This window comes from Stutzerimonas stutzeri RCH2 (assembly GCF_000327065.1).
Lineage (GTDB): Bacteria > Pseudomonadota > Gammaproteobacteria > Pseudomonadales > Pseudomonadaceae > Stutzerimonas > Stutzerimonas stutzeri_AE.
Window position 1 is genome coordinate 213,135 of sequence record NC_019936.1, and the last position, 21,476, is coordinate 234,610.

Here is a 21,476-nt window from a genome sequence, read left to right on the forward strand (position 1 = left end):
GCGGCCGCCCCGTTGCCCCATGCTAGGCAGCCGCGGCGTAATTGATATTGGTCGAGAGAAGCAAAAGGGCAGGGCGAAAGGAGGAGATGCGCTGCGACACGAGTTGTCGCATGGCGGGTGCAAGCTGAAATCGCCGGCTCGCTCCAGTTGGGGGCGGGCTGTAACCTAGCGACTTCTGTTCACGCGGTGCGCCCATGCTCAGCCTCTACCACGCCCCTGATCTGGAAACCCTCGGCGAACTGGCCACGCGCCTGCTCGCCCAGCCACTCGCCGATCCCTTCGCCCCGGCGTTGGTGGTGGTACCGAGCCAGGGCATGGGGCGCTGGCTGACGCTGGAGCTGGCGCGCAAGCAGGGCATCGCCATGCAGCTGGAGATACAGCTGCCGGCCAAGTTCGTCTGGGACCTGAGCCGCACCGTGCTGGGCAGTCTGCCGGAGCAATCGGCGTTTTCCCCGACGACCCTGACCTGGCGCCTTTATGGCTGGCTGTGCGAGCCGGCCAATCTCGAGCTGGCGCCGCGTCTGGCGCAGTACCTCGACGGTGGCGACGAGCGCCGGCGGCTGTCGCTGGCAGCGAAGATCGCCGACGTGTTCGACCAGTATCTGCTCTATCGTGACGACTGGCTGGCGGCCTGGGAGCGAGGCGAAACCTTCGATCTCGGCCCGGACGAAGCCTGGCAGGCGCTGCTCTGGCGCGAACTGACCAAGGACGGCCACCCGCACCGCGCACGGCTGCTCGGCGATCTGCTACAGCGGCTCTACAGCGACGAACCCTTGCCCGGTCTGCCCGAGCGCTTGCTGGTGTTCGGCATCAGTAGCCTGCCGCCGCACCATCTGCGCGTGCTCGACGGCCTGGCGCGGCATATCGACGTGGTGGTCTGCGCACTGAACCCCAGCCGCGAGGCCTGGGGCGAGATTCGCGATATCCGCGAGCTGGCGCGCCAGCCCGAGAGTGGGGCTGACGATTGGTATCTCGACGTGGGCCATCCGCTGCTGGCCAGTCTCGGCAAACAGGGCCGCGATTTCTTCGATTCCTTGTTCAGCCTGACCGCCAGCGAGGGCAGCCAGGAGTTCGGCCTGTATTCCGAAGACGAAGACCTGCGCGACGACAGCCTGCTGCACGCGCTGCAGAACGACATCCTGCGCCTGCGCACCCGACAACCCGATGAGCGCATCGTGCTCGCCGAGAATGACCGTTCGCTGGAAGTGCATATCGCCCATTCGCCGCTGCGCGAGGTAGAGATCCTGCATGACCAGCTGCTGGCGCGTTTCGCCACCAACCCGGCGCTGACGCCCGATCAGGTGGTGGTGCTGACGCCCGATATCGAGCGTTACGCGCCCTTTATCGAAGCCGTGTTCGCCCCGCGCGAGGGCAGCCCGCGGATTCCCTACAGCCTCGCCGACCGCAGCCTGCGCGCCGAAATGCCGCTGATCGAGGCCTTCCTCGAACTGCTGATGCTGGCGCAGAGCCGTTTCACCGCCGAGGAAGTCCTCGCCTGGCTGGAGCAGCCGGCCATTGCCCGGCGCGCCGGGATCGAAAGCGAAGACCTGCCGCTGCTGCGCGACTGGCTACGCGACGCCGGCGTGCGCTGGGGACGTGACGGCAGCCAGCGGGCGCGTCTCGGCCTGCCGGACGAATCGGCCTTTACCTGGCGCCAGGGGCTGGACCGCCTGCTGCTGGGCTTTGCCGCGCCGCCGCAACTGGCTGGCGACCACGCGCCACTGCTCGGCGAGCACTGGCCGCTGGACGCACTGGAAGGCGCGCGCGGGCAGTTGCTCGGGCGGCTGGTGGAGTTCGTCGAACGGCTCGGCGTCTTGGCCGATCAGCTGGCGCGGCCGCGTCCGTTGGCCGAGTGGGCCGATGACCTGCAAATCCTGATCGACACGCTGTTCGACGAGCGCGAAGCCGGCGACACGTTGCTCTTGTTGTCCCTGGCCTGCGCGGCGTTGCGCGATCAGGCCCAGGCCGCCGACCTGACGCGGCCCATCGAACTGGAACTGGTGCACCAGCAGCTCAGCGCCGCCTTGCAGCAGGGCGGCGGCGCCTCGGGCTTTCTCACCGGCGCGGTGACCTTCTGCACCATGGTGCCGATGCGCAGCTTGCCGTTCCGCGTGGTCTGCCTGCTCGGGCTGGACGACGGGGCGTTCCCCCGTCGTACGCCGCCCTCGGGTTTCGATCTGATCGGCCGGCATCCGCGCCGCGGCGACCGTGCGCGACGCCTCGATGATCGCTACCTGCTGCTGGAAACCCTGCTTTCGGCGCGCGAAGCGTTGTACCTGTCCTATGTCGGCCGCGACCCGCGCGACAACGCCGTGCTGCCGCCCTCGGTGCTGCTCAGCGAAGTGCTGGAGGCAGTGGACATGACCGCCGAACTGCCTGTTGCACAGGCTTCCGAGCATACAGGCGAGTCCGTACCCAAGACGGCCAGCCAGAAAATTCTCGTCGCCCACCCGCTGCAGCCCTTCTCGCCACGCAATTTTGGCGACGGGCTCTGCACCGGTTTCTCTTCGCCCTGGTTTCGCGCCGCCGGGCGTCTGGCCGAGCCACCGCAGACCCAGCCGCAACCCTTTGCCAGCCTGCTCGCCGAACCGGATGAGGCCTGGCTGACCATCGAGCCATCGCAGCTGCTGCAGTGCTTCCGCCACCCGGCACGCTTCCTGCTCGAACAACGCCTTGGTCTGCGTCTGGCCGACGACCAGGAGTCGCTCGCCAGCGACGAGCCGTTCGATCTGGAGATGCCGGCCTGGAATGGCCTGCGCCGTCTATCGCTGCAGGCCATGGAGCACGGCTGGAGCGATGACGATGAACGCCGCATGGCCTGTGCCGCCGGCTGGCTGCCGACCGGCGAGCTGGGCCAGGCGCTGTGGGGCAAGTTGCGCGGCCCGGTGCGTGCCTTTGCGCCGCGCCTGTTCGAACTGCGCCCGGACGACGTGCCCGAGCCGCTGCCGGTGGATATCACCCTGGCCGGCGTGCGCGTGCATGGCTGGCTCGACGGCGTGACCCCGGCCGGGCTGTTCGGCTGGAAGCTCGGCCGCCTCGGCGAATGGGACCTGCCACCATTCTGGCTGCGCCATCTGCTGCTCAACCTCTCCGCCACGCCCGGCATCGAGCGCCACAGCCTGATGCTATCGCCCGCCGGTGACTGGCAGCTGGGGCCGCTGGCGAATGCCGCCGGGTTGCTCGAACCCTGGCTTGAGGCCTATCGCTGTGCGATTCGTGAACCGCTGCCGTTGCTGCCACGCAGCAGCCACGCCTTTGCCAAGGGCTATCGTAAGCCGGCCCGCGGCAGCGAGCCGCTCGACTGTGGCCGCAAGCGCGCCCGTGAAGCCTGGCTCGGCGCCGAGTTCAGCCCCATCGCCGCCGAAGGCGAAGACCCCTGGAACATGCTGGCCTTCCGCGACCGCGATCCGCTGGACCAGCGTTTCGAAACCTTGGCGCAGGAATTGATCGGCCCTGCGCTCGATGCGCTGGCTGAAGACGAGGAGGAAGCATGAAACTCGACCTGCTCGATTCGCCCTTCGACGGCCGCTCGCTGATCGAAGCCAGCGCCGGCACCGGCAAGACCTGGACGCTCACCGCGCTGTATGCGCGTCTGCTGCTGGAGCGGCAGTTGTCGGTGGGGCAGATTTTGGTGGTCACCTACACCACCGCTGCCACCGCCGAGCTGCGCGAACGCATCCGCGCGCGCCTGGCCGATCTGCTGGCGGTTTATGACGGCACGCCGAGCACCGATGACTTCCTCAACCGCCTGCATGCGCGCTACCCGGATGAACCCTCGCGCCGCCGGCTGTTGCTGGCCGTGCATGGCTTCGACGAGGCTGCGATCTTCACCATCCACGGCTTCTGCCAGCGCGCCCTGCAGGATGCCGCCTTCGAGGCCGGTGGCGATTTCGACAGCGAGCTGACCGCCGATGACCGCGAGATCATCGACGCGCTGCTCGCCGACGCCTGGCGCAGCGAATTGGCTGATGCCGACCCGGCTTGGGCGCGCTTTCTGGCGAAGAGCCGGATCACGCCGGTGTGGTTACGTCAGCGCTTGCGCAGTCACCTGGGCAAGCCCTATCTGCGGGTCGAGCCGCAGGGTGCGCCGGTCGCCGCTGATCTGCGCCCGGTAGAAGCCGCCTGGCAGCGCGCCGCCGATTTGTGGAAGAGAGCTGGCAGCGCCTGGGTCGCCGAGCTGCTGGCCCATGGTGGACTCAGCCAGAGCACCCACAAAAGCATCAAATTTGCGTCCTGGCAGATGGATTTGGATGCCTATTTCGCCGATCCGGCGGTGATGTTCGACCTGCCCGAGGGTGCCGCCAAGTTCGGTGTCCGCGCGCTGACCAAAGCGTGCAAGAAGGGCCATGACGCGCCGGTCTGCGAGCTGGCCCATGCACTGGACGAGCTGGCCGATCAGGTCGCCGAGGCGCTGCCGGCCGGCAAGCAACGCCTGATCGCCCTGCAGGTGGCGCTGCTGGAGCGACTCAACCGCGAGCTGCCCGAGCGCAAGGCGGCGCAGCGGCTGCTGGCCTTCGATGATCTGCTCAATCGCCTGGATCAGGCGCTGCAAGGTCCGGTCGGCGAGGACCTGGCCGCCTCGTTGCGCGCCACCTACCCGCTGGCGCTGATCGACGAGTTCCAGGACACCGATCCGATCCAATACGCCATCTTCAACCGCATCTATGCCAAGGGCAGCGAGGCGTCGCTGTGTTTCGTCGGCGATCCGAAGCAGGCGATCTATGCCTTCCGCGGCGCAGATTTGGCGACTTACATGACCGCCAAGCAACAGGCTGATCGCGAGCCGTTCAACCTGCCGACCAATTACCGCTCGACCCCCGAGCTGATCGCCGCGCTGAACCAGCTGTTCGACCATCCGCAGCCGTTCGCCCAACCTGACCTGCGCTACCCGCCGGTGGGGGCCGCCGACAAGCCGCGTGCAGGCCTGCGTCTGCTGGAAGAGGGCGAGGCGGCGCCGCTGTCGCTGGTCTGGCTTGGCGACGATCCGCTGGGCAAGGGCGAGGCCGCGCAGCTGGCGGCGAGCGACACCGCACGGCGTATCGCCCTGCAACTGGCAGGCGCCGCCGAAGGACGTGCTGGTTTCGACAAGGACGGCGTGTTCACCCCGCTCAAGGGTGGTGACATTGCCGTGCTGGTGGCCAACCACCGCCAGGCAGGGATGATCGCCGATGAACTGGCCGCACGCGGTGTGCCCAGCGTGCGCCGTGGGCGCGACAGCGTCTGGCGCAGCGAGGAGGCCGGTGAGCTGGCCGCGGTGCTTGCCGCTTATGCCGAGCCCGGTCGTGAAGGCCTGCTGCGCTATGCGCTGGCCACGCGCCTGCTGGGCCGCAGCGCCGCCGACCTTGCCCGCTGCCAGGACGATCAGCAGCAGTGGGACGCCGAACGCGAGGCCGCCGAGCGCTATCACCAGCTCTGGCAGCAGCAGGGTTTCATGCGCGTGTTCCGTGCCTGGCTCGACGAGCAGGCGGTGGCCGAACGGCTGCTGGCACGGGTCGATGGCGAACGCCGGCTGACCAACCTGCTGCACCTTGGCGAACTGCTGCAAGCTGAAAGCCTGTTGCGACCGGGATTGGAACCGCTGCTGGCCTGGTTCAATGCCCAGCGCGGCAGCGAGGGTGCCGGTGAGGAAGCCCTGCTGCGTCTGGAAAGCGATGCCGAGCGGGTGCAGATCGTCACCATCCACACCAGCAAGGGCCTGGAATATCCGCTGGTGTTCTGCCCCTTTCTCTGGGACGGCAAGCTGCTCGGCAAGAACCGCGACAGCGCGCGTTGCCACGATGCGCAGGGCCAGCCGCTGCTGGATCTGGGCAGCGGCGAGCTGGAGGACAACCTCGAGCGCGCGCGCCAGGAAGTCTTCGCCGAGCAGCTGCGCCTGGCCTATGTCGCGCTGACCCGCGCCCGTGACCGGCTCTGGCTGCATTGGGGGCCGGTCAATCTGTGCAAACCGAAGAAGGACGGCAGCCTGGCCGATGAGGGCCTGCACAGCAGTGCCCTGGCCTGGCTGCTGCATGGGCGCGAACTCCCAGGCGAACAACCGCTGAGCGAGCTGGGCAACTACCTGGCTGACTTCAACGGCGGCAGCCTGCGCCTGGCCATCGAGCGACTGGTGCAGGGCAGCGACGGCCGAATGGCCTGCCTGCCGCTGGAGTCGCGCGAAGCCAGCGCGCAGGGTCCCGGCCGCGCCGTGCCGCCTCAGCAGTTGTCGCAGCTCAATCGCAACCTGCACAGCGCCTGGCGCATCGGCAGCTTCTCCGGCCTTGCCGCCGGCATGCACATGGAAGCGCCGGACCGCGACGCCCTGGCCATTCCCGATGCCGGCGAGCCGGGCAGCGGCTTCTTCGCCTTCCCCCGTGGCGCCCGCGCCGGTACTTGCCTGCACGCCGTCCTCGAAGACTGGGCGCGTGGCAAAGGCGAGCTGGAGGCGCTGGTCGAACCTGCGCTGCAAGCCTACGGGCTGCCGCTGGAGTGGCAGGAGATCGCCACGGCGCATCTGCAAAAGGTGCTGGAAACCGATATGGATGGCGGCGGCCTGACCCTCGCCGCGTTGCAGTCGGCCAGACGCCTGCCGGAACTGGGCTTCACCTTTCCGGTGCGGGATCTGGACGTGGCGCGGCTGCGCGCATTGCTCGTCGATCCGGCCAACGGCCTCGCCGAACCCTTGCGCGAAGCGGCGGCGCGGCTGGAATTCGACAGCCTAAAGGGCTTTCTCAAGGGCTTTATCGACTTGACCTTCGAACACGACGGCCGTTGGTACATCGCCGACTACAAATCCAACTGGCTAGGTCCGGATGCCAGCTACTACGGCGGTGAGCGGCTGCTGCAAGCATTGGCCGGCGAGCACTATTACCTGCAATACCTGATCTATCTGGTCGCCCTGCGGCGCTTCCTGCGCCAGCGCCTGGCGGACTTCCACGACGAGCAGCTCGGCGGTGCCTTCTACCTGTTCCTGCGCGGCATGCCCGAAGCCGGTGTGTATTTCGCCCGGCCGGACGATGCGCTGCTCGATGCATTGGATCGATTGTTCGAGGAGGGGCGGTGATGGCGCGCTTTAGCGGTCTTGACCGCGGATGTGGGCTTAGCGGCGCCTTCATGCATTTCAGGAGCGATATATGACCCTTGCCGATCTGCCCCTCGGCCCACTGGAGCGCGCCTTCGTCGCCAGCCTGCAGCGCCTCGACCCGCATGCGTCCGAGCCGGTGCTGCTCGCCGCCGCGCTCTGTTGCGAAGCGCTGGCCGATGGCGACGTCTGCTTGCCGCTGGGTCGGTTAGCCGGCAAGCGGCCATGGCCGGATCAGGATTTCAGCCTGCCGCCGCTTGCGACCTGGCGAGCGCAGTTGGATGCCTCAGAGCTGATCGGTGCGCCGGGGGATTACGCGCCGCTGATCCTGAGCGGAGAACGGCTCTACCTCGCCCGTTACCAGGCTTACGAACAACAACTGGCTGAGCAGCTTCTGACTCGCGCGGCGGACGCACCGGATGTTGATGAAGCTCAGCTGAGCGACAGCCTGGCGCGGTTGTTCGCCTTCAACCAACAGAGCCCAGACTGGCAACGGCTGGCAGCGGCTCAGGCGGTACGTCGTCGCTTGGCAGTAATCTCCGGTGGCCCCGGTACCGGCAAGACCACCACGGTGGTGCGCCTGTTGGCGGCGCTGCTGGAACAGCCCGGTGGCGAACGTCTGGCCATCGGCCTCGCGGCACCTACCGGCAAAGCGGCGGCGCGCATGGCCGAAGCGATCCGCAACGCCAAGGCCGAGCTGCCGGTCAGCGATGCCGTCAAGGACGCTCTGCCGGACGAAGCGCGCACATTGCACCGCCTGCTCGGCAGCCGCGGCGACAGCCCGCGCGTGCGCCACGACGCGGCCAACCCGCTGGCGCTGGACGTGCTGGTGGTGGACGAGGCGTCGATGGTCGACCTGGCGTTGATGGCCAAGCTGGTCGCCGCGCTGCCGCCGAAGGCGCGGCTGATCCTGCTCGGCGACAAGGACCAGCTGGCCGCCGTGGAAGCCGGCGCGGTGTTCGCCGAGCTCTGCGAAGGGCGCGGTTTCGATAGCCAAGAGGCCGCCGATCTGCAACGCATTACCGGGCAGAACGTACCGGTCGAGACGCCGCGCTCGCGCCTGGGCGATGCGGTGGTGCTGCTCACCCACAGCCATCGCTTCGCCGGCGACAGCGGCATCGGCGAACTGGCGCGGCGAATCAATGGTGGCGATGCCAAGGGCACCGTCGCGCTGCTGCAGGAAGGCCGGCCGGATCTGGCCTGGAACGCAGCACCCAGCCCCGCGGCGCTGATCGAACGGCTGGAGCAGGGCTACGCACCCTACCTGCAAGCCGTACGCCAGGCCGATCCATCCGCCGCGTTCGAGGCCTTCAATGGCTTTCGCGCGCTGACCGCCCAGCGCGAAGGCGCCTTTGGCGTCACGGGTATCAACGAGGCGCTGGAAGCGCGCTTCAAGCGTCGCCTCGGCGTGCCGGCGCGTGAACGCTGGTACCCTGGCCGCGCGGTGATGGTCCGGCAGAACGACTACGCCCTGGGCCTGTTCAACGGCGATATCGGCCTGTGTCTGAGGACCGAGCAGGGCCTGCGGGTGTTCTTCGAGGGCGACGACGGCTACCGCGGCTTCGCCCCGGCGCGACTGCCGAGCCATGACAGTGCCTTCGCCATGACCGTGCACAAAAGCCAGGGCTCGGAATTCGCCGAAGTGCTGCTGGCGTTGCCGGAGCAACCCAGCCCTCTGCTGACGCGCTCGCTGTTCTATACCGGTATCACCCGCGCCAAACGCAAGGTGGAGATCTGGGCACTGCCGGCGCGGCTGGCCGAGGCAGTCAATACCCGCGCCGAGCGCGCCGCCGGCTTGGCCGAGCGACTGGCGCTTCCCCGCGTGCCGGACAGGCCTGTCGAGGCATTGCCGGCGGCGAAGCCAGATGAGCCTAAAGGCGATCAGCTCAGCCTGTTCTGAACCGTGCGCGGCTACTCGAAGCCGGCACGTTCGCTGCTCATCGCCGCCTGTTTCGTGAAGCGGTTGTGCGTATGGCGCTCGGAATTCTGTTCCGATGCGCATTCGCCGAAAGCCGACACCGGGACTTGCGATGAGAACCTTCTTCCTTCTGCTATGGGGCGTGCTCAGCCTGACGATAAGCACCGCAGCGCTGCGTACGCTGTGGCTCGAGCCGTCCGTGGGCAGCGGATTTGCGCTGCTGCTGGTGGTCTATTACGTCGTCTGCTTCTTCCAGCTTATCCGCGCCGCCTACCTGCCGTGGGGGCTGCTGGGCGCGTACCGGCGCAGTGGCTACTGGCTGTGCCTGATCCTGCTGCCACTGACGCTGATCCCGCTGCACGCGGCGTATCAGATATGGGAGCAGGGCGGCTACGTGGCAGTCGAGGCCTCGTTGCACACCGAGTGGCTGCACCTGCTGCTCGGCTGGCTGCAGGATGCTCTTGGTTATCTCGGTCCGCTGTTGGTGCTCGGCGCGTTGGGCGTCGGTATGGCATTGATGCTGCTGCGTCTCTTGCGCGGTCAGGTCGCGCGCTGATCAGCCATTCAGCAGCGTCAGCACCAGCGGCAGGCTGGCCGCCGCGAGCAGCGTCTGCAGGGTGATGATGCCGGCCATCAGATGGCTGTCGCCGCCGAGCTGACGGGTCAGCACATAGGCGGTCGGGGCGGTCGGCAGGGCGAAGAACAGCACCAGAATGGTCGTTTCCATTGGCGGCAAGCCGAGCACCCGCGCCACGCCGTAGGCCAGCAGCGGCACGGCGAGCAGGCGCGCCGCGCAGTTCCAGCCCAGCGCGGGAATTTCACCGCCTAGTTCCTGTGGCTTGAGCGCCGCGCCGACGCAGAGCAGGCCCAACGGCAGGCTAGCCGCGGCGAGCAGGCTCAGCAGACGGTCGGTGCCGCCGGGCAAGCCCAGCCCGGACAGGTTCACCAGCGCGCCGGCGACGCAGGCGAGAATCAGCGGATTCTTGGCGATCGGCAGCAACAGGCCGCGCACGCTGAGGCCACGCTCGGCGGTCAGTGCCCAGACCGACATGACGTTCACTGTCGGCACCATCAAGGCCAGCATCAGTGCGGCCAGCGCCAGGCCTTCCTTGCCGAACAGACTGCCGACGGCGGCCAGGCCCAGATAGGTATTGAAACGCAGCACGCCCTGGGTGATGGCGCCGAAGCGGCCCGCGGGCCAGCCGCGCAGGCGCTTCATCAGCAGCAGGGCGATCCACGGCAGGCCAAGGCCGAGCATTACCGCGGCTGCCAGCTGCGGCAGTGCGGGATTGTCCAGCGGCGCGGTGGCTAGACTACTGAACAGCAGCGCGGGAAAGAGGACGAAGTAGTTGATGCGTTCGGCGCCTGGCCAGAACTCCACGCTGGGAAAGGCACGCAAGCGCAGACAATAGCCGGCAACGATAAGCGCGAAGAGGGGCCAGAGGGCCAGCAGAAGGGCTGTCACGGATACATCCAGCTATGCATGTGAAAGGGATCTTCAATGCTGGAAACGCCCAGTGCAAGTCTCCTGTCCAAGTTGCCGGTCTATGCAGGGGTTACGCCGGTCGGACTGTCGTCAACTCGGTGATGGCCTGGTGATATCATTTGAGCGCTCAAACGACGGGCTTCCGATGCCACATACCACCGATTACTCCTCTACCGAGGGCTTCCGCGATACGCCCTATGGCCGGCAACTGCATGCCGGCTTTCGGTTGCTTTGCTTCAAGTCGGAGCTGGAGCGGGAGTTTCGGCATTACCTGGACCGGCACGCCCGGGCCTCCCAGCGCCTTGCCGCGCTGCTGCTGATTCTCGTCGTTTCGGGCTATCTGTACTGCGAGCTGCGGCTGTTCGATCTGGCCGGTACGGGTTGGCTGACCACGCTGACCCTGTTGCGCGGTCTGCAGATTCTTCCCGGCGTCGTCGTGCTGGTGCTGACGTTCTACAGCCGCAGATTTCGCGCGCAGGCCAACCGCATTTTCCCGGTACTGCTGGTAACGGTCGGCATTCTCGCTGCGCTGATCGACATCCGTTTCGAGGCGCTACAAACCGAGCTGAACTTCCGCTACGGCGCCGGCCTGCTGATCGTCAGCTCGTTCTTCTTTCTGGGCGTGACCTTCTGGTGGGCGTTGCTCTGCGCGGTACTCATCGTGCTGGCCGATGTGTGCATGGCCAGTCTGATCCTCCCGGCGGAGCGGATGCCGGAGCACTGGATCGCGGTCAGCTATTACGTGCTGCTGCTGATCATCGGTGCCATCAGTCGCTACGTGCACGAGTATTCGCAGCGGGAACAGTTTCTGATGCGCAAGCTGCTGGGCTGGGTCGCCGAGCACGATGCCCTGAGCGGTCTGGCCAATCGGCGCAGTCATGACCTGGCGCTGCGTCAGCGGGTCGCCCAGGCGCGCCGGGACCGCCGGCCGTTGAGCCTGCTGCTGCTCGATCTGGATGATTTCAAGGCCTACAACGACACCTTCGGCCATCCGGCCGGTGATGCGTTGATCCGTACCTTTGCCGATCTGCTGGTCGGTTTCGCGCGGCGGCCGCTGGACCAAGCGGCGCGGGTGGGTGGCGAGGAATTCGCGCTGCTGCTGTACAACTGCGACAACGCTGCGGCGCAGCGTATTGCGCGACAGCTGATCAGCGCGTTGGCTGCGCTAGATATCAGGCACCCGCAGGAGGCCATCGCGCGGGTAGGGGTCAGCATCGGTATCGCCACGCTGCAGGAAGGTCAGCTGCCCGAGCAGCTCTACCATTGCGCCGATACCGCGCTGTACCAGGCCAAGACCAGCGGCAAGAATCGCTTCGCGGTGGCGGCGGCGCAGCCGCGTTCGGACCTGCCGGATCGCTAGCCGGTCGCGTCAGCGGCGCGGTGGGACCGAGCGGGTGCGGCCGCTGCCATCGATGGCGACGAAGACGAACACCGCTTCGGTGACCTTGCGCCATTCGCTGGACAGCGGATCGTCGCTCCAGACTTCCACCAGCATGCGGATCGAGCTGCGCCCGACCTCGAGCGTCTGGGTATAGAAGGACAGCTGCGCGCCGACGGCCACCGGAACCATGAACGCCATGCGATCGATGGACACCGTAGCGACCCGACCGGCCGCCACGCGGCTGGCCATTGCGGTGCCGGCCAGATCCATCTGCGACACCAGCCAACCGCCGTAGATATCGCCGAAACCGTTGGTCTCGCGCGGCAGGGCGGTGAGCTGCAGGGCCAGGTCACCCTGTGGAATCGGATCTTCCTGTTCGTACTCTTTCATTCGGTCTGACTCGCGGCGCGATTGTTGTTTTGGCGCGAAATGCCCGTACTAGCGCGGGCGACGGCGCCGAGTATAGCGGCTGTGCAGTCCCACAGCGACCGCGGCTGGTCAATGCGCCGCTCCGTAATCAGATTGTCACACTTTCTTCATAGAGTGTTCATACGGCCTGCAGATACTGGCCCCCGTTCCAACACACTCGAGACACACCTGCTAGGAGCAAGGTATGAAACTGAATCGTTTGATGGCGGCCCTGACCTTTGTAGCCGCTGGCGTTGGCGCTGCGAGCGCGGTCGCTGCTGTAGACCCGGCCCTGCCGAGCTACCAGAAGACCTCCGGCGTATCCGGCAACCTGTCCAGCGTTGGTTCCGACTCCCTGGCCAACCTGATGACCCTGTGGGCCGAAGAGTTCAAGCGCAGCTATCCGAACGTCAACATTCAGATCCAGGCTGCCGGTTCCTCCACTGCGCCGCCCGCTCTGACCGAAGGCACCTCCAACATGGGCCCGATGAGCCGCCCGATGAAGGACAACGAGATCCAGGCCTTCGAAGAGAAGTATGGCTACAAGCCGACGGCCGTTCCGGTGGCCATCGACGCCCTGGCGGTGTTCGTGCACAAGGACAACCCGATCAAGTCGCTGGATATCGAGCAGGTCGACGCGATCTTCTCCAGCACCCGCCTGTGCGGTGGCGAGAAGGACATCAAGACCTGGGGTGATCTGGGCATGACCGGCGAGTGGTCCAACAAGCCGATCCAGCTGTTCGGTCGTAACTCGGTATCCGGTACCTACGGCTACTTCAAGGAAGAAGCCCTGTGTAAAGGCGATTTCAAGTCCAACGTCAACGAGCAGCCGGGCTCCGCTTCGGTGGTGCAGTCGATCTCCAGCACCCTGAACGCCATCGGTTACTCCGGCATCGGCTACAAGACCTCCAGCGTCCGTGCCGTACCGCTGTCCAAGGGCGGCGAAGCCTTCGAGGCGAGCGAAGAGAACGCCCTGGCCGGCAAGTTCCCGCTGGCGCGCTTCTTCTACGTCTACGTCAACAAGGCGCCGAACAAGCCGCTGAGCCCGATCGACGCCGAGTTCCTCAAGCTGGTGCTGTCCAAGCAGGGTCAGGAAGTTGTGGTCAAGGACGGCTACATCCCGCTGCCGAAGAAGGTGGTCGACAAGACCATGACGGATCTGGGTCTCAACTGAGAGCAGAAGCCCGCCTCGCGATAAGTATCGCGAGCTGAGCAGACGCCCGCCACGCATGCGCGTTGGCGGGCGTCGTCGTGTCACCTCTATGTAATTTTTCTGTCACACGGCTGCAGTAAATTAGGCGCCGAACCGGCCACCAGGTCCGGAAGAGGCTCGCGCCAAGGCGGCGCGGCGGTTTAAACGGCCTGAGCGGCCAGGACCCTCGCATGAACGATATCGAGACCATGAGCGCGAATTCCGATGTGCAACGGCTGGACTTCAACACGCCGGCGCTGCAGCGCAAGCGTCGCATCCGCGCGCTGAAAGACCACCTGGCGCGCTGGTACGTATCCATCGGCGGTCTGGCGGTGCTGGGCGCCATCACCCTGATCTTCTTCTATCTGGCGCAGGTCGTGCTGCCGATGTTCCAGGGCGCCGAACTGGAGAGCCGCGCGGTCCAGCAGCCGGCATGGCTGGCTGAAGCCGGCGAGCCGCTGCTGTTGACCATCGAGGAGCAGAACCAGGTCGCCATGCGCCTGGGCAATGATGGTCAGGTGCGTTTCTTCGGCCTGCGCGACGGTGCGCTGCTGTCGAGCAAGGCCCTGCCGCTGCCGGAAGGCAGCCGCATCGTCTCGGTGGGTCAGGACACGCCCGGTACGCGCCGGCTGGTGCTGGGCCTGGATAATGGCCAGGCGCTGGTGGTCGAGCACAACTACAAGCTCACCTACCCGAACAACCAGAAGACCATCACGCCGGAGCTGGCCTATCCCTTCGGTGAAGAACCGTTGCAGCTCGACCCGGAAGGCCGCGCCATTGATCGCGCGGCGATCAGCATGAACGGCAAGACGCTGCTGGTTGCCGGCGCCACCGGCACCACACTGCATGCCCAGCGCATCGCCAGCAGCGAGAACCTGCTGACCGGTGAGGTGACCCTTGAACAGGAGCGCCTCGACCTGCCGCAGCTGGCCGAGCCGATTCGCCAGCTGCTGATCGACCCGCGGCATATGTGGCTTTACGCGATCAGCGGCAAGGCCAGCGCGGATGTCTTCGACCTGCGTCGCAAACAACTCAACGGCCGTTACAAGCTGGTCGGCGACGGCAGCGAAATCACCAGCGTCAGCCCGCTGCTGGGCGGCATCTCGCTGATGGTCGGCGACTCGAGGGGCACCATTGGTCAGTGGTTCATGGTTCGTGCGGCAGACGGCCAGGCCGAGCTGAAGAACGTCCGCAACTTCAAGTTGGGCAGCAGTGCGATCCGCCAGATCCTCCCGGAGGAGCGCCGCAAAGGCTTCCTCGCACTGGATGACAGCGGCAGCCTTGGCGTTTTCCACAGCACCGCGCATCGCACGCTGGTCAAGGAGCAGGTCGCCGAAGGCGCCGCCTTGACCGCCATGTCGCCGCGCGCTACCCGCTTGCTGGTGGAGTCAAAGCAGGGCCTGAAGCGTTTCGTCATCGATAACCCGCACCCGGAGATCTCCTGGAGCGCGTTGTGGGGCAAGGTCTGGTACGAAAGCTACCCGGAGCCGGACTACGTCTGGCAGTCGACGTCGGCCAACAGTGATTTCGAACCGAAGCTGAGCCTTGCACCGCTGGCATTCGGCACCCTCAAGGCAGCCTTCTACGCGATGCTGCTGGCCGCGCCACTGGCGATCTGCGCGGCGTTCTACACCGCCTACTTCATGGCGCCCAGGCTGCGCAGCAAGGTCAAGCCGGTGATCGAGCTGATGGAAGCGCTGCCGACGGTGATTCTCGGTTTCTTCGCCGGCCTGTTCCTCGCGCCGTTCCTGGAAAACCACCTGCCGGGCATCTTCGCCCTGCTGCTGCTGATGCCGGTGGGCATTCTGTTCGCCGCCTGGAGCTGGAGTCGTCTGCCGCAGAGCGTGCGTCTTGCCGTGCCGGATGGCTGGGAAGCCGTGCTGCTGATCCCGGTGATTCTCCTGATCGGCTATGGCTCGCTGGAAATCAGCGGTCATCTGGAGAACTGGTTCTTTGGCGGTGACATGCGCCTGTGGCTGTCCAACGACATGGGTATCCCGTTCGACCAGCGCAACGCCCTGGTGATCGGCCTGGCAATGGGCTTCGCAGTGATCCCGACCATCTACTCGATCGCCGAAGACGCCGTGTTCAGCGTGCCGCGCAGCCTCACCCTGGGCTCGTTGGCGCTCGGCGCGACGCCCTGGCAGACCCTCACTCGCGTGGTGCTGCTGACTGCCAGCCCGGGCATCTTCTCGGCGCTGATGATTGGCATGGGCCGCGCGGTGGGCGAGACGATGATCGTGCTGATGGCCACCGGCAACACGCCGATCATGGAAGCCAACATCTTCGAAGGCATGCGCACCCTGGCCGCCAACGTCGCCGTGGAGATGCCGGAATCCGAAGTCGGTGGCACCCATTACCGTGTGCTGTTCCTCGCCGCGATGGTGCTGCTGATGTTCACCTTCGTGATGAACACCCTCGCCGAGCTGATTCGTCAGCGTCTGCGTGGCAAGTACGCCAGCCTGTAAACCAGATTTCGCAGAAGGTATCGATCCGTGAAAAAGGATTCGTTGAACAGCTGGGTCAAGAGCGGCACACCCTGGATCTGGATGAACGCCGGTGCGGTGTCCATCGCCGTGATCATGACCCTGGGGCTGCTGGCGATCATCGCCGTGCGTGGCCTGGCGCACTTCTGGCCGGCCGATGTGATCGTCGCCGACTACAGCATGCCGGGCGCCGAGAAGCGCGTGCTGGCCGGTGAAGTGGTGCAGGCCGAGGAAGTACCGCGCGCGCGCCTGGCGGCCAGTGGCCTGCCGGTGAACGTCGAGGGCGGCGAGTTCATGACCCGCGAGCTGCTCAAGGTCGGCAACCGCGAGGTGTACGGTGCCGACTTCTCCTGGGTAGTCGGCGAGTGGCTGAGCAATCAGCACACGCCCGCCGAGCTGATGGTTCTGGAGCGTCGCGAGTGGGGCAACTTCTACGGTTACCTGCTCAACGTGAAGGAAGCCGGTCAGCTGGTTGCCGAGGGCGACAGTGCCTGGAACGAGCTGCAGACGCGCATCGATCGCGTCGATGAGCTGCACTCACGGATCTCGCGCATCGAGAAGGTCGAGATCGGCCGCATCAACCATGGCCTCGAGCGTCTGCGCCTGAAAACCCGTCAGCTGGAGCTGAACGATCGCCTGGATGCCGCTGCCCAGGCCGATCTGGATGCCGAGCGCGCGCAGTGGGACGCCGAGTACCGCGTGCTGGAAGACCAGCTGATCGCCCTGCAGCAGGAATTCAACCGCGACAGCATCACCGTGCGCACGGCCGATGGCCGCGAGCAGGAGATCACCCTGGGCAAGGTGGTGCGGGCCTTCCGGCCCAATGCCATGTCGACGCCACAGAAGCTGATGTTCTATTTCGCCAAGCTGTGGGAGTTCGTCAGCGACGAGCCGCGCGAAGCGAATACCGAGGGTGGCGTGTTCCCGGCGATCTTCGGCACCGTGCTGATGACCATGATCATGGCGGTGATCGTCACGCCGTTCGGCGTGATCGCCGCGGTCTACCTGCGCGAATACGCCAAGCAAGGCCTGCTCACCCGCATCATCCGCATCGCGGTGAACAACCTCGCCGGGGTGCCGTCGATCGTCTACGGCGTATTCGGTCTGGGCTTCTTCGTCTACGTGCTGGGCGGCTCGCTGGATCGCCTGTTCTACCCCGAGGCAGCGCCGGCACCGGTGTTCGGTACGCCGGGCCTGATGTGGGCCTCGCTGACCCTGGCGATCCTCACCCTGCCGGTGGTGATCGTGGCCACCGAGGAAGGCCTGGCGCGCATCCCGCGGATGATACGTGAAGGCTCGCTGGCCCTCGGTGCGACCAAGTCCGAGACGCTGTGGAAGGTCGTGCTGCCGATGGCCAGCCCGGCGATGATGACCGGCCTGATCCTCGCGGTGGCCCGCGCTGCCGGTGAAGTGGCGCCGCTGATGCTGGTCGGTGTGGTCAAGCTGGCACCGAACCTGCCGCTCAACGGCAACTACCCCTACCTGCATCTGGACCAGAAGATCATGCACCTGGGCTTCCATATCTACGACGTCGGCTTCCAGAGCCCCAACGTCGAGGCGGCGCGGCCGCTGGTCTATGCCACCGCACTGCTGCTGGTACTGGTGATCGCCACGCTCAACTTCAGCGCGATCTACATTCGCAACCACCTGCGCGAGAAGTACAAGGCGCTGGATCACTAATCGAAGCGGCGAGTTCAAGCCACCGGCCTCGGAAGAACGAGGCGCTGGCCTGGACTTGCAGCCTGTAGCTTGCAGCTGGCAGCTGCGAACGGAGCGAGCACATGCAAACCAACACGCATTCCATCGACATCTCGGCCCTCGGTCGTGACAAGCGCAGCCTGAACCTGGCCAAGGAGCCGGTGGCCATCGAAGTGCCGGATCTGAGCCTGTACTACGGCCAGAAGCAGGCGCTGTTCAACGTCAGCATGAACATCCCGCGCCAACGCGTGACCGCCTTTATCGGTCCGTCCGGCTGCGGCAAGTCGACCCTGCTGCGCTGCTTCAACCGTATGAACGATCTGGTCGACGGCTGCCGCATCGAAGGCGCGATCAACCTCGACGGCACCAATATCTACCGCAAGGGCGAGGACGTGGCCGACCTGCGTCGTCGCGTCGGCATGGTGTTCCAGAAGCCCAACCCGTTCCCCAAGAGCATCTACGAGAATGTGGTCTACGGTCTGCGTATCCAGGGCATCAAGCAGAAGCGCGTGCTCGACGAAACCGTCGAATGGGCCCTCAAGGGCGCGGCGCTGTGGGATGAGGTCAAGGATCGTCTGCACGAATCGGCCCTCGGCCTCTCCGGTGGTCAGCAGCAGCGTCTGGTGATCGCCCGCACCATCGCCGTTCAGCCGGAAGTGCTGTTGCTCGACGAGCCGAGTTCGGCGCTCGACCCGATCTCCTCGCTGAAGGTCGAGGAGCTGATCTACGAACTGAAGGCCAAATACACCATCGTCATCGTCACCCACAACATGCAGCAGGCCGCGCGGGTGTCCGACTACACGGCGTTCATGTACATGGGCAAACTGATCGAGTACGGCGACACCGATACGCTGTTCACCAACCCGGCCAAGAAGCAGACCGAAGACTACATCACCGGCCGCTACGGCTAGCCGGCTATGGCAAATCGCGCTGCGCGTTGTCGGCGGCGCTTGCCGTACCTGGTTCGTACTGTCTGCGCGTCGCCTCCTAGCGCAGCAGGATTTGCCAAAGGCCGGACCGTCCGGCGAGAGAACAACAGTTTCGCAAGGGTTCGCACATGATCAGCAAAGACAGCCACACCCAACACATCTCCCAGCAGTTCAACGCCGAGCTGGAGGAGGTGCGCAGCCACCTGCTGGCCATGGGCGGGCTGGTGGAGAAGCAGGTCAACGATGCGGTCACCGCGCTGATCCAGGCCGATTCGGGCCTCGCTCAGCAGGTGCGCGAAGTGGATGACCAGATCAACCAGATGGAGCGCAACATCGACGAGGAGTGCGTACGCATTCTCGCCCGGCGTCAGCCGGCGGCCTCCGACCTGCGCCTGATCATCAGCATTTCCAAGTCGGTGATCGATCTCGAGCGCATCGGTGACGAGGCGACCAAGATCGCCCGCCGCGCCATCCAGCTGTGCGAGGAAGGCGAGTCGCCCAAGGGCTACGTCGAGGTGCGCCACATCGGCGACCAAGTACGCAAGATGGTGCAGGAAGCGCTGGACGCCTTCGCCCGCTTCGATGCCGACCTGGCGCTGTCGGTGGCGCAGTACGACAAGACCGTCGACCGCGAATACAAGACCGCCTTGCGCGAACTGGTCACCTACATGATGGAAGACCCGCGCTCGATCTCCCGCGTGCTCAGCGTGATCTGGGCGCTGCGCTCGCTGGAACGCATCGGCGACCACGCACGCAACATCGCCGAACTGGTGATCTACCTGGTACGCGGCACCGACGTGCGCCACCTCGGCCTGGCGCGCATGGCCGAGGAAGTAGAAGGCACCAAAGAGCGCTGATCCGTATTGGCCGCAGGGCGGGCAGCGATGCCCGCCCTGCGTTCGAGGCTCCGGACACGAAATTCTACTGGCGCTGATGTGCACGATTATCTACCGGCATCGGTTCGCCGACACGAATGCCGCTCAGGTGCGGATCAGCGCCTCGCTCAGATAGTCGATCAGTGCCCGCGTCTTCGGTGGCAGATGATGATTCTGCCGCCACAGCAGCCAGGCCGCGCCCTGGTATGAACCGGTGTAGCGCCACTGCGGCAGCACTTCGCGCAAACGACCCTCAGCCAGCGCCTGGGCCGCGGTGAAGTGTGGCAGGCAGGTGATTCCCAGATGTTCCAGCGCCACCAGCAGCCGCGCCTCGCTATGGTTGCTGATGTAGCGACCGCGCACCGTCACCGTCTCCTGCAGCTCACCGCGGCGCAGGTGCCAGCGATTGTCTCCCGCCGTTTCTCCCAGATACAGACAGCTATGGCGCAGCAGGTCCTGCGGATGTTGCGGCTCGCCGTGACGCTGCAGGTATTCGGGGCTGGCGCAGAGCAGCTGGCGTACCGGTCCGAGTGGCTTGCCGGCCAGGCCTTCGGGTGGGTTGTCGGTGACCAGTACCAGCAGGTCGAAGCCGTCCTCGATCAGGTCCGGGCTCTGGTCGCTGATCCGCAGCTGCACATCGACCTCGGGGTAGCGCTGCAGAAAGGCCGGCATCAACGGCCCGACGACGAACTTGCCATAGGCCTTCGGTACGCTCAGGCGCACCAGCCCGCGCGGGCTGCGCATCAGCCGTTCGCCGATGGCGACGGCCGCGTCGGCCGCATCGAGCATATCCCGGCAATGCTGGTAGAACTCCGCCCCGGCCTCGTTCAGCCGCAGCTGGCGCGTCGTGCGTTCCAGCAGGCGCAGTGCCAGAGCCTGCTCCAGCCGGGCCACCTGGCGGCTTACCGCCGACGGTGTGCTGCCCAGCCGCCGCGCGGCGCCGGAGAAGCTGCCGGCCTCGACCACCCGCACGAACACGGCCATGTAGGGCAGCAGGGCTGCGCTGTCATTCGTTCCCATGCGGAACAGGTCCTGTGCTGTTTCGCTGGATTATCGACTTTGGCGGCAGGCCCGACAATCAGCGTCTGATTGGTGCGGAGACCGAGCATGAAAGGTACGTGGAGGCAGGGGCTGTGGCTGGCCGATGGCATGCTGCTGATGGTGGCGCTGATCTGGGGCAGCAGCTATGCAGTGGCCAAGCAGGCGCTGCTGTTCTATCCGGTGCTGGGTTTTCTGGCGATCCGCTTCGGTCTGACCTTTGTCCTGCTGCTGCCGCAACTGCGCGGTGCCGGTCGCCGGGCGCTGCGTCCCGGCCTGCCGCTGGGGCTGGTGATGCTGGCGATCTTTCTTTGCGAAACCTGGGGCGTGATGCTGACCAGCGCCAGCAATGCGGCGTTTCTGATCAGCCTGTGCGTGGTGATCACGCCGTTCATGGAATGGCTGCTGCTGCGCCAGCGGCCGCACAACACGCTGTTCCTCGCCTGCGGGCTGTCGCTGGCGGGCGTCTGGCTGCTGACCGGCGGCCCGCAGCTGTCGCTCAATCTAGGCGATGCGCTGATGCTGGCCGCCGCCTTGCTGCGCGCGGTGCTGGTTTGCCTGACCCGGCGAATGACGGCCGGCCGGGAAATCCCGGCACTGGCGCTGACCGCGGTGCAGAGCGGGGTCGTCGCGGCGGGCTGCATCCTGCTCGCCATGTTGCTGCCGGGTGGACTGCCGGCGCTGCCGGTGGAACCGGGCTTCTGGTTCGGCACGCTGTATCTGGTGCTGTTCGCGACGCTGTTCGCCATGTTTGCGCAGAACCGCGCGCTGGGGCGCAGCAGCGCAACGCGGGTGTCGCTGCTGATGGGCTCCGAACCGCTGTTCGGCGCGATCATCGCCGGTGTCTGGCTGGGTGAGCGGCTGGGGCCGATGGGCTGGGCGGGTGGGTTGCTGATCATGCTGGCAACGCTGTGCACCCTGGGCATCGGCCGCCAGCCGGCGCCGAGCATGGCCGGCGATGGTGCGCCGGCCCGAGCCTAGCGTGCAGGCACGGCGAAGCAGCAGGTC

14 protein-coding genes are annotated in these 21,476 nt (G+C 66.0%); 11 read left to right on the forward strand and 3 right to left on the reverse strand.

The features are described 5' to 3' along the window. Positions 1–194 precede the first annotated feature (194 nt). The 4 genes from recC to PSEST_RS01060 all read left to right on the forward strand — a co-directional run bounded on the left by recC (position 195) and on the right by PSEST_RS01060 (position 9,531). Positions 195–3,494, forward strand: coding sequence for an exodeoxyribonuclease V subunit gamma (gene recC, locus PSEST_RS01045; protein ID WP_015275225.1), 3,300 nt, complete (start codon positions 195–197; stop codon positions 3,492–3,494). Beyond that, on the forward strand, positions 3,491–7,039 hold the full coding sequence (gene recB, locus PSEST_RS01050; protein ID WP_015275226.1) for an exodeoxyribonuclease V subunit beta: 3,549 nt from the start codon (positions 3,491–3,493) through the stop codon (positions 7,037–7,039). The genes recC and recB overlap by 4 nt, the downstream gene beginning before the upstream one ends. Before the next feature lie 70 nt (positions 7,040–7,109). Further along, entirely contained in the window at positions 7,110–8,957 is a 1,848-nt protein-coding gene (recD, locus tag PSEST_RS01055) for an exodeoxyribonuclease V subunit alpha (RefSeq protein WP_015275227.1), read from the forward strand. A 130-nt stretch (positions 8,958–9,087) separates the two neighbouring features. Then, entirely contained in the window at positions 9,088–9,531 is a 444-nt protein-coding gene (locus PSEST_RS01060) for a hypothetical protein (protein ID WP_015275228.1), read from the forward strand. Here PSEST_RS01060 and PSEST_RS01065 read toward each other — a convergent pair whose 3' ends face one another. Further along, on the reverse strand, positions 9,532–10,440 hold the full coding sequence (locus PSEST_RS01065; protein ID WP_015275229.1) for an AEC family transporter: 909 nt from the start codon (positions 10,438–10,440) through the stop codon (positions 9,532–9,534). It abuts the gene before it with no gap. Positions 10,441–10,606: 166 nt separating this feature from the next. Between PSEST_RS01065 and PSEST_RS01070 the strand changes: the two genes are divergently transcribed. Continuing rightward, positions 10,607–11,821: a GGDEF domain-containing protein gene (locus PSEST_RS01070; RefSeq protein ID WP_015275230.1), complete on the forward strand. Its 1,215-nt coding sequence runs from the start codon at positions 10,607–10,609 to the stop codon at positions 11,819–11,821. Positions 11,822–11,830: 9 nt separating this feature from the next. Here PSEST_RS01070 and PSEST_RS01075 read toward each other — a convergent pair whose 3' ends face one another. Then, positions 11,831–12,232 carry an acyl-CoA thioesterase gene (locus PSEST_RS01075; protein WP_003303235.1) on the reverse strand — a complete coding sequence of 134 codons (402 nt, stop codon included), beginning with the start codon at positions 12,230–12,232 and terminating at the stop codon, positions 11,831–11,833. A 223-nt stretch (positions 12,233–12,455) separates the two neighbouring features. Between PSEST_RS01075 and PSEST_RS01080 the strand changes: the two genes are divergently transcribed. From PSEST_RS01080 to phoU, 5 genes are all read left to right on the forward strand, one after another. Beyond that, positions 12,456–13,424 (forward strand): PstS family phosphate ABC transporter substrate-binding protein, encoded by a 969-nt coding sequence (locus PSEST_RS01080; RefSeq protein ID WP_015275231.1) that lies wholly within the window; start codon positions 12,456–12,458, stop codon positions 13,422–13,424. Between the two features lie 209 nt (positions 13,425–13,633). Next, on the forward strand, positions 13,634–15,910 hold the full coding sequence (locus PSEST_RS01085; protein ID WP_015275232.1) for an ABC transporter permease subunit: 2,277 nt from the start codon (positions 13,634–13,636) through the stop codon (positions 15,908–15,910). A gap of 27 nt (positions 15,911–15,937) precedes the next feature. Then, positions 15,938–17,608 (forward strand): phosphate ABC transporter permease PstA, encoded by a 1,671-nt coding sequence (gene pstA, locus PSEST_RS01090; protein WP_015275233.1) that lies wholly within the window; start codon positions 15,938–15,940, stop codon positions 17,606–17,608. 101 nt (positions 17,609–17,709) lie between these two features. Then, positions 17,710–18,537: a phosphate ABC transporter ATP-binding protein PstB gene (gene pstB, locus PSEST_RS01095; protein WP_015275234.1), complete on the forward strand. Its 828-nt coding sequence runs from the start codon at positions 17,710–17,712 to the stop codon at positions 18,535–18,537. Positions 18,538–18,683: 146 nt separating this feature from the next. Next, complete coding sequence (phoU, locus tag PSEST_RS01100; protein ID WP_015275235.1) at positions 18,684–19,412, forward strand: phosphate signaling complex protein PhoU; 729 nt, start codon at positions 18,684–18,686, stop codon at positions 19,410–19,412. Between the two features lie 123 nt (positions 19,413–19,535). Here the strand turns inward: phoU and PSEST_RS01105 are convergent, their stop codons facing one another. Next, positions 19,536–20,450, reverse strand: a complete 915-nt coding sequence (locus PSEST_RS01105; protein ID WP_015275236.1) for a LysR family transcriptional regulator — start codon at positions 20,448–20,450, stop codon at positions 19,536–19,538. A gap of 87 nt (positions 20,451–20,537) precedes the next feature. Here PSEST_RS01105 and PSEST_RS01110 point away from each other — a divergent pair, with 87 nt between their 5' ends. Further along, the gene (locus PSEST_RS01110; RefSeq protein WP_015275237.1) at positions 20,538–21,449 is read left to right on the forward strand and encodes a DMT family transporter; all 912 of its coding nucleotides are present in this window, start codon (positions 20,538–20,540) and stop codon (positions 21,447–21,449) included. Positions 21,450–21,476: the final 27 nt, after the last annotated feature.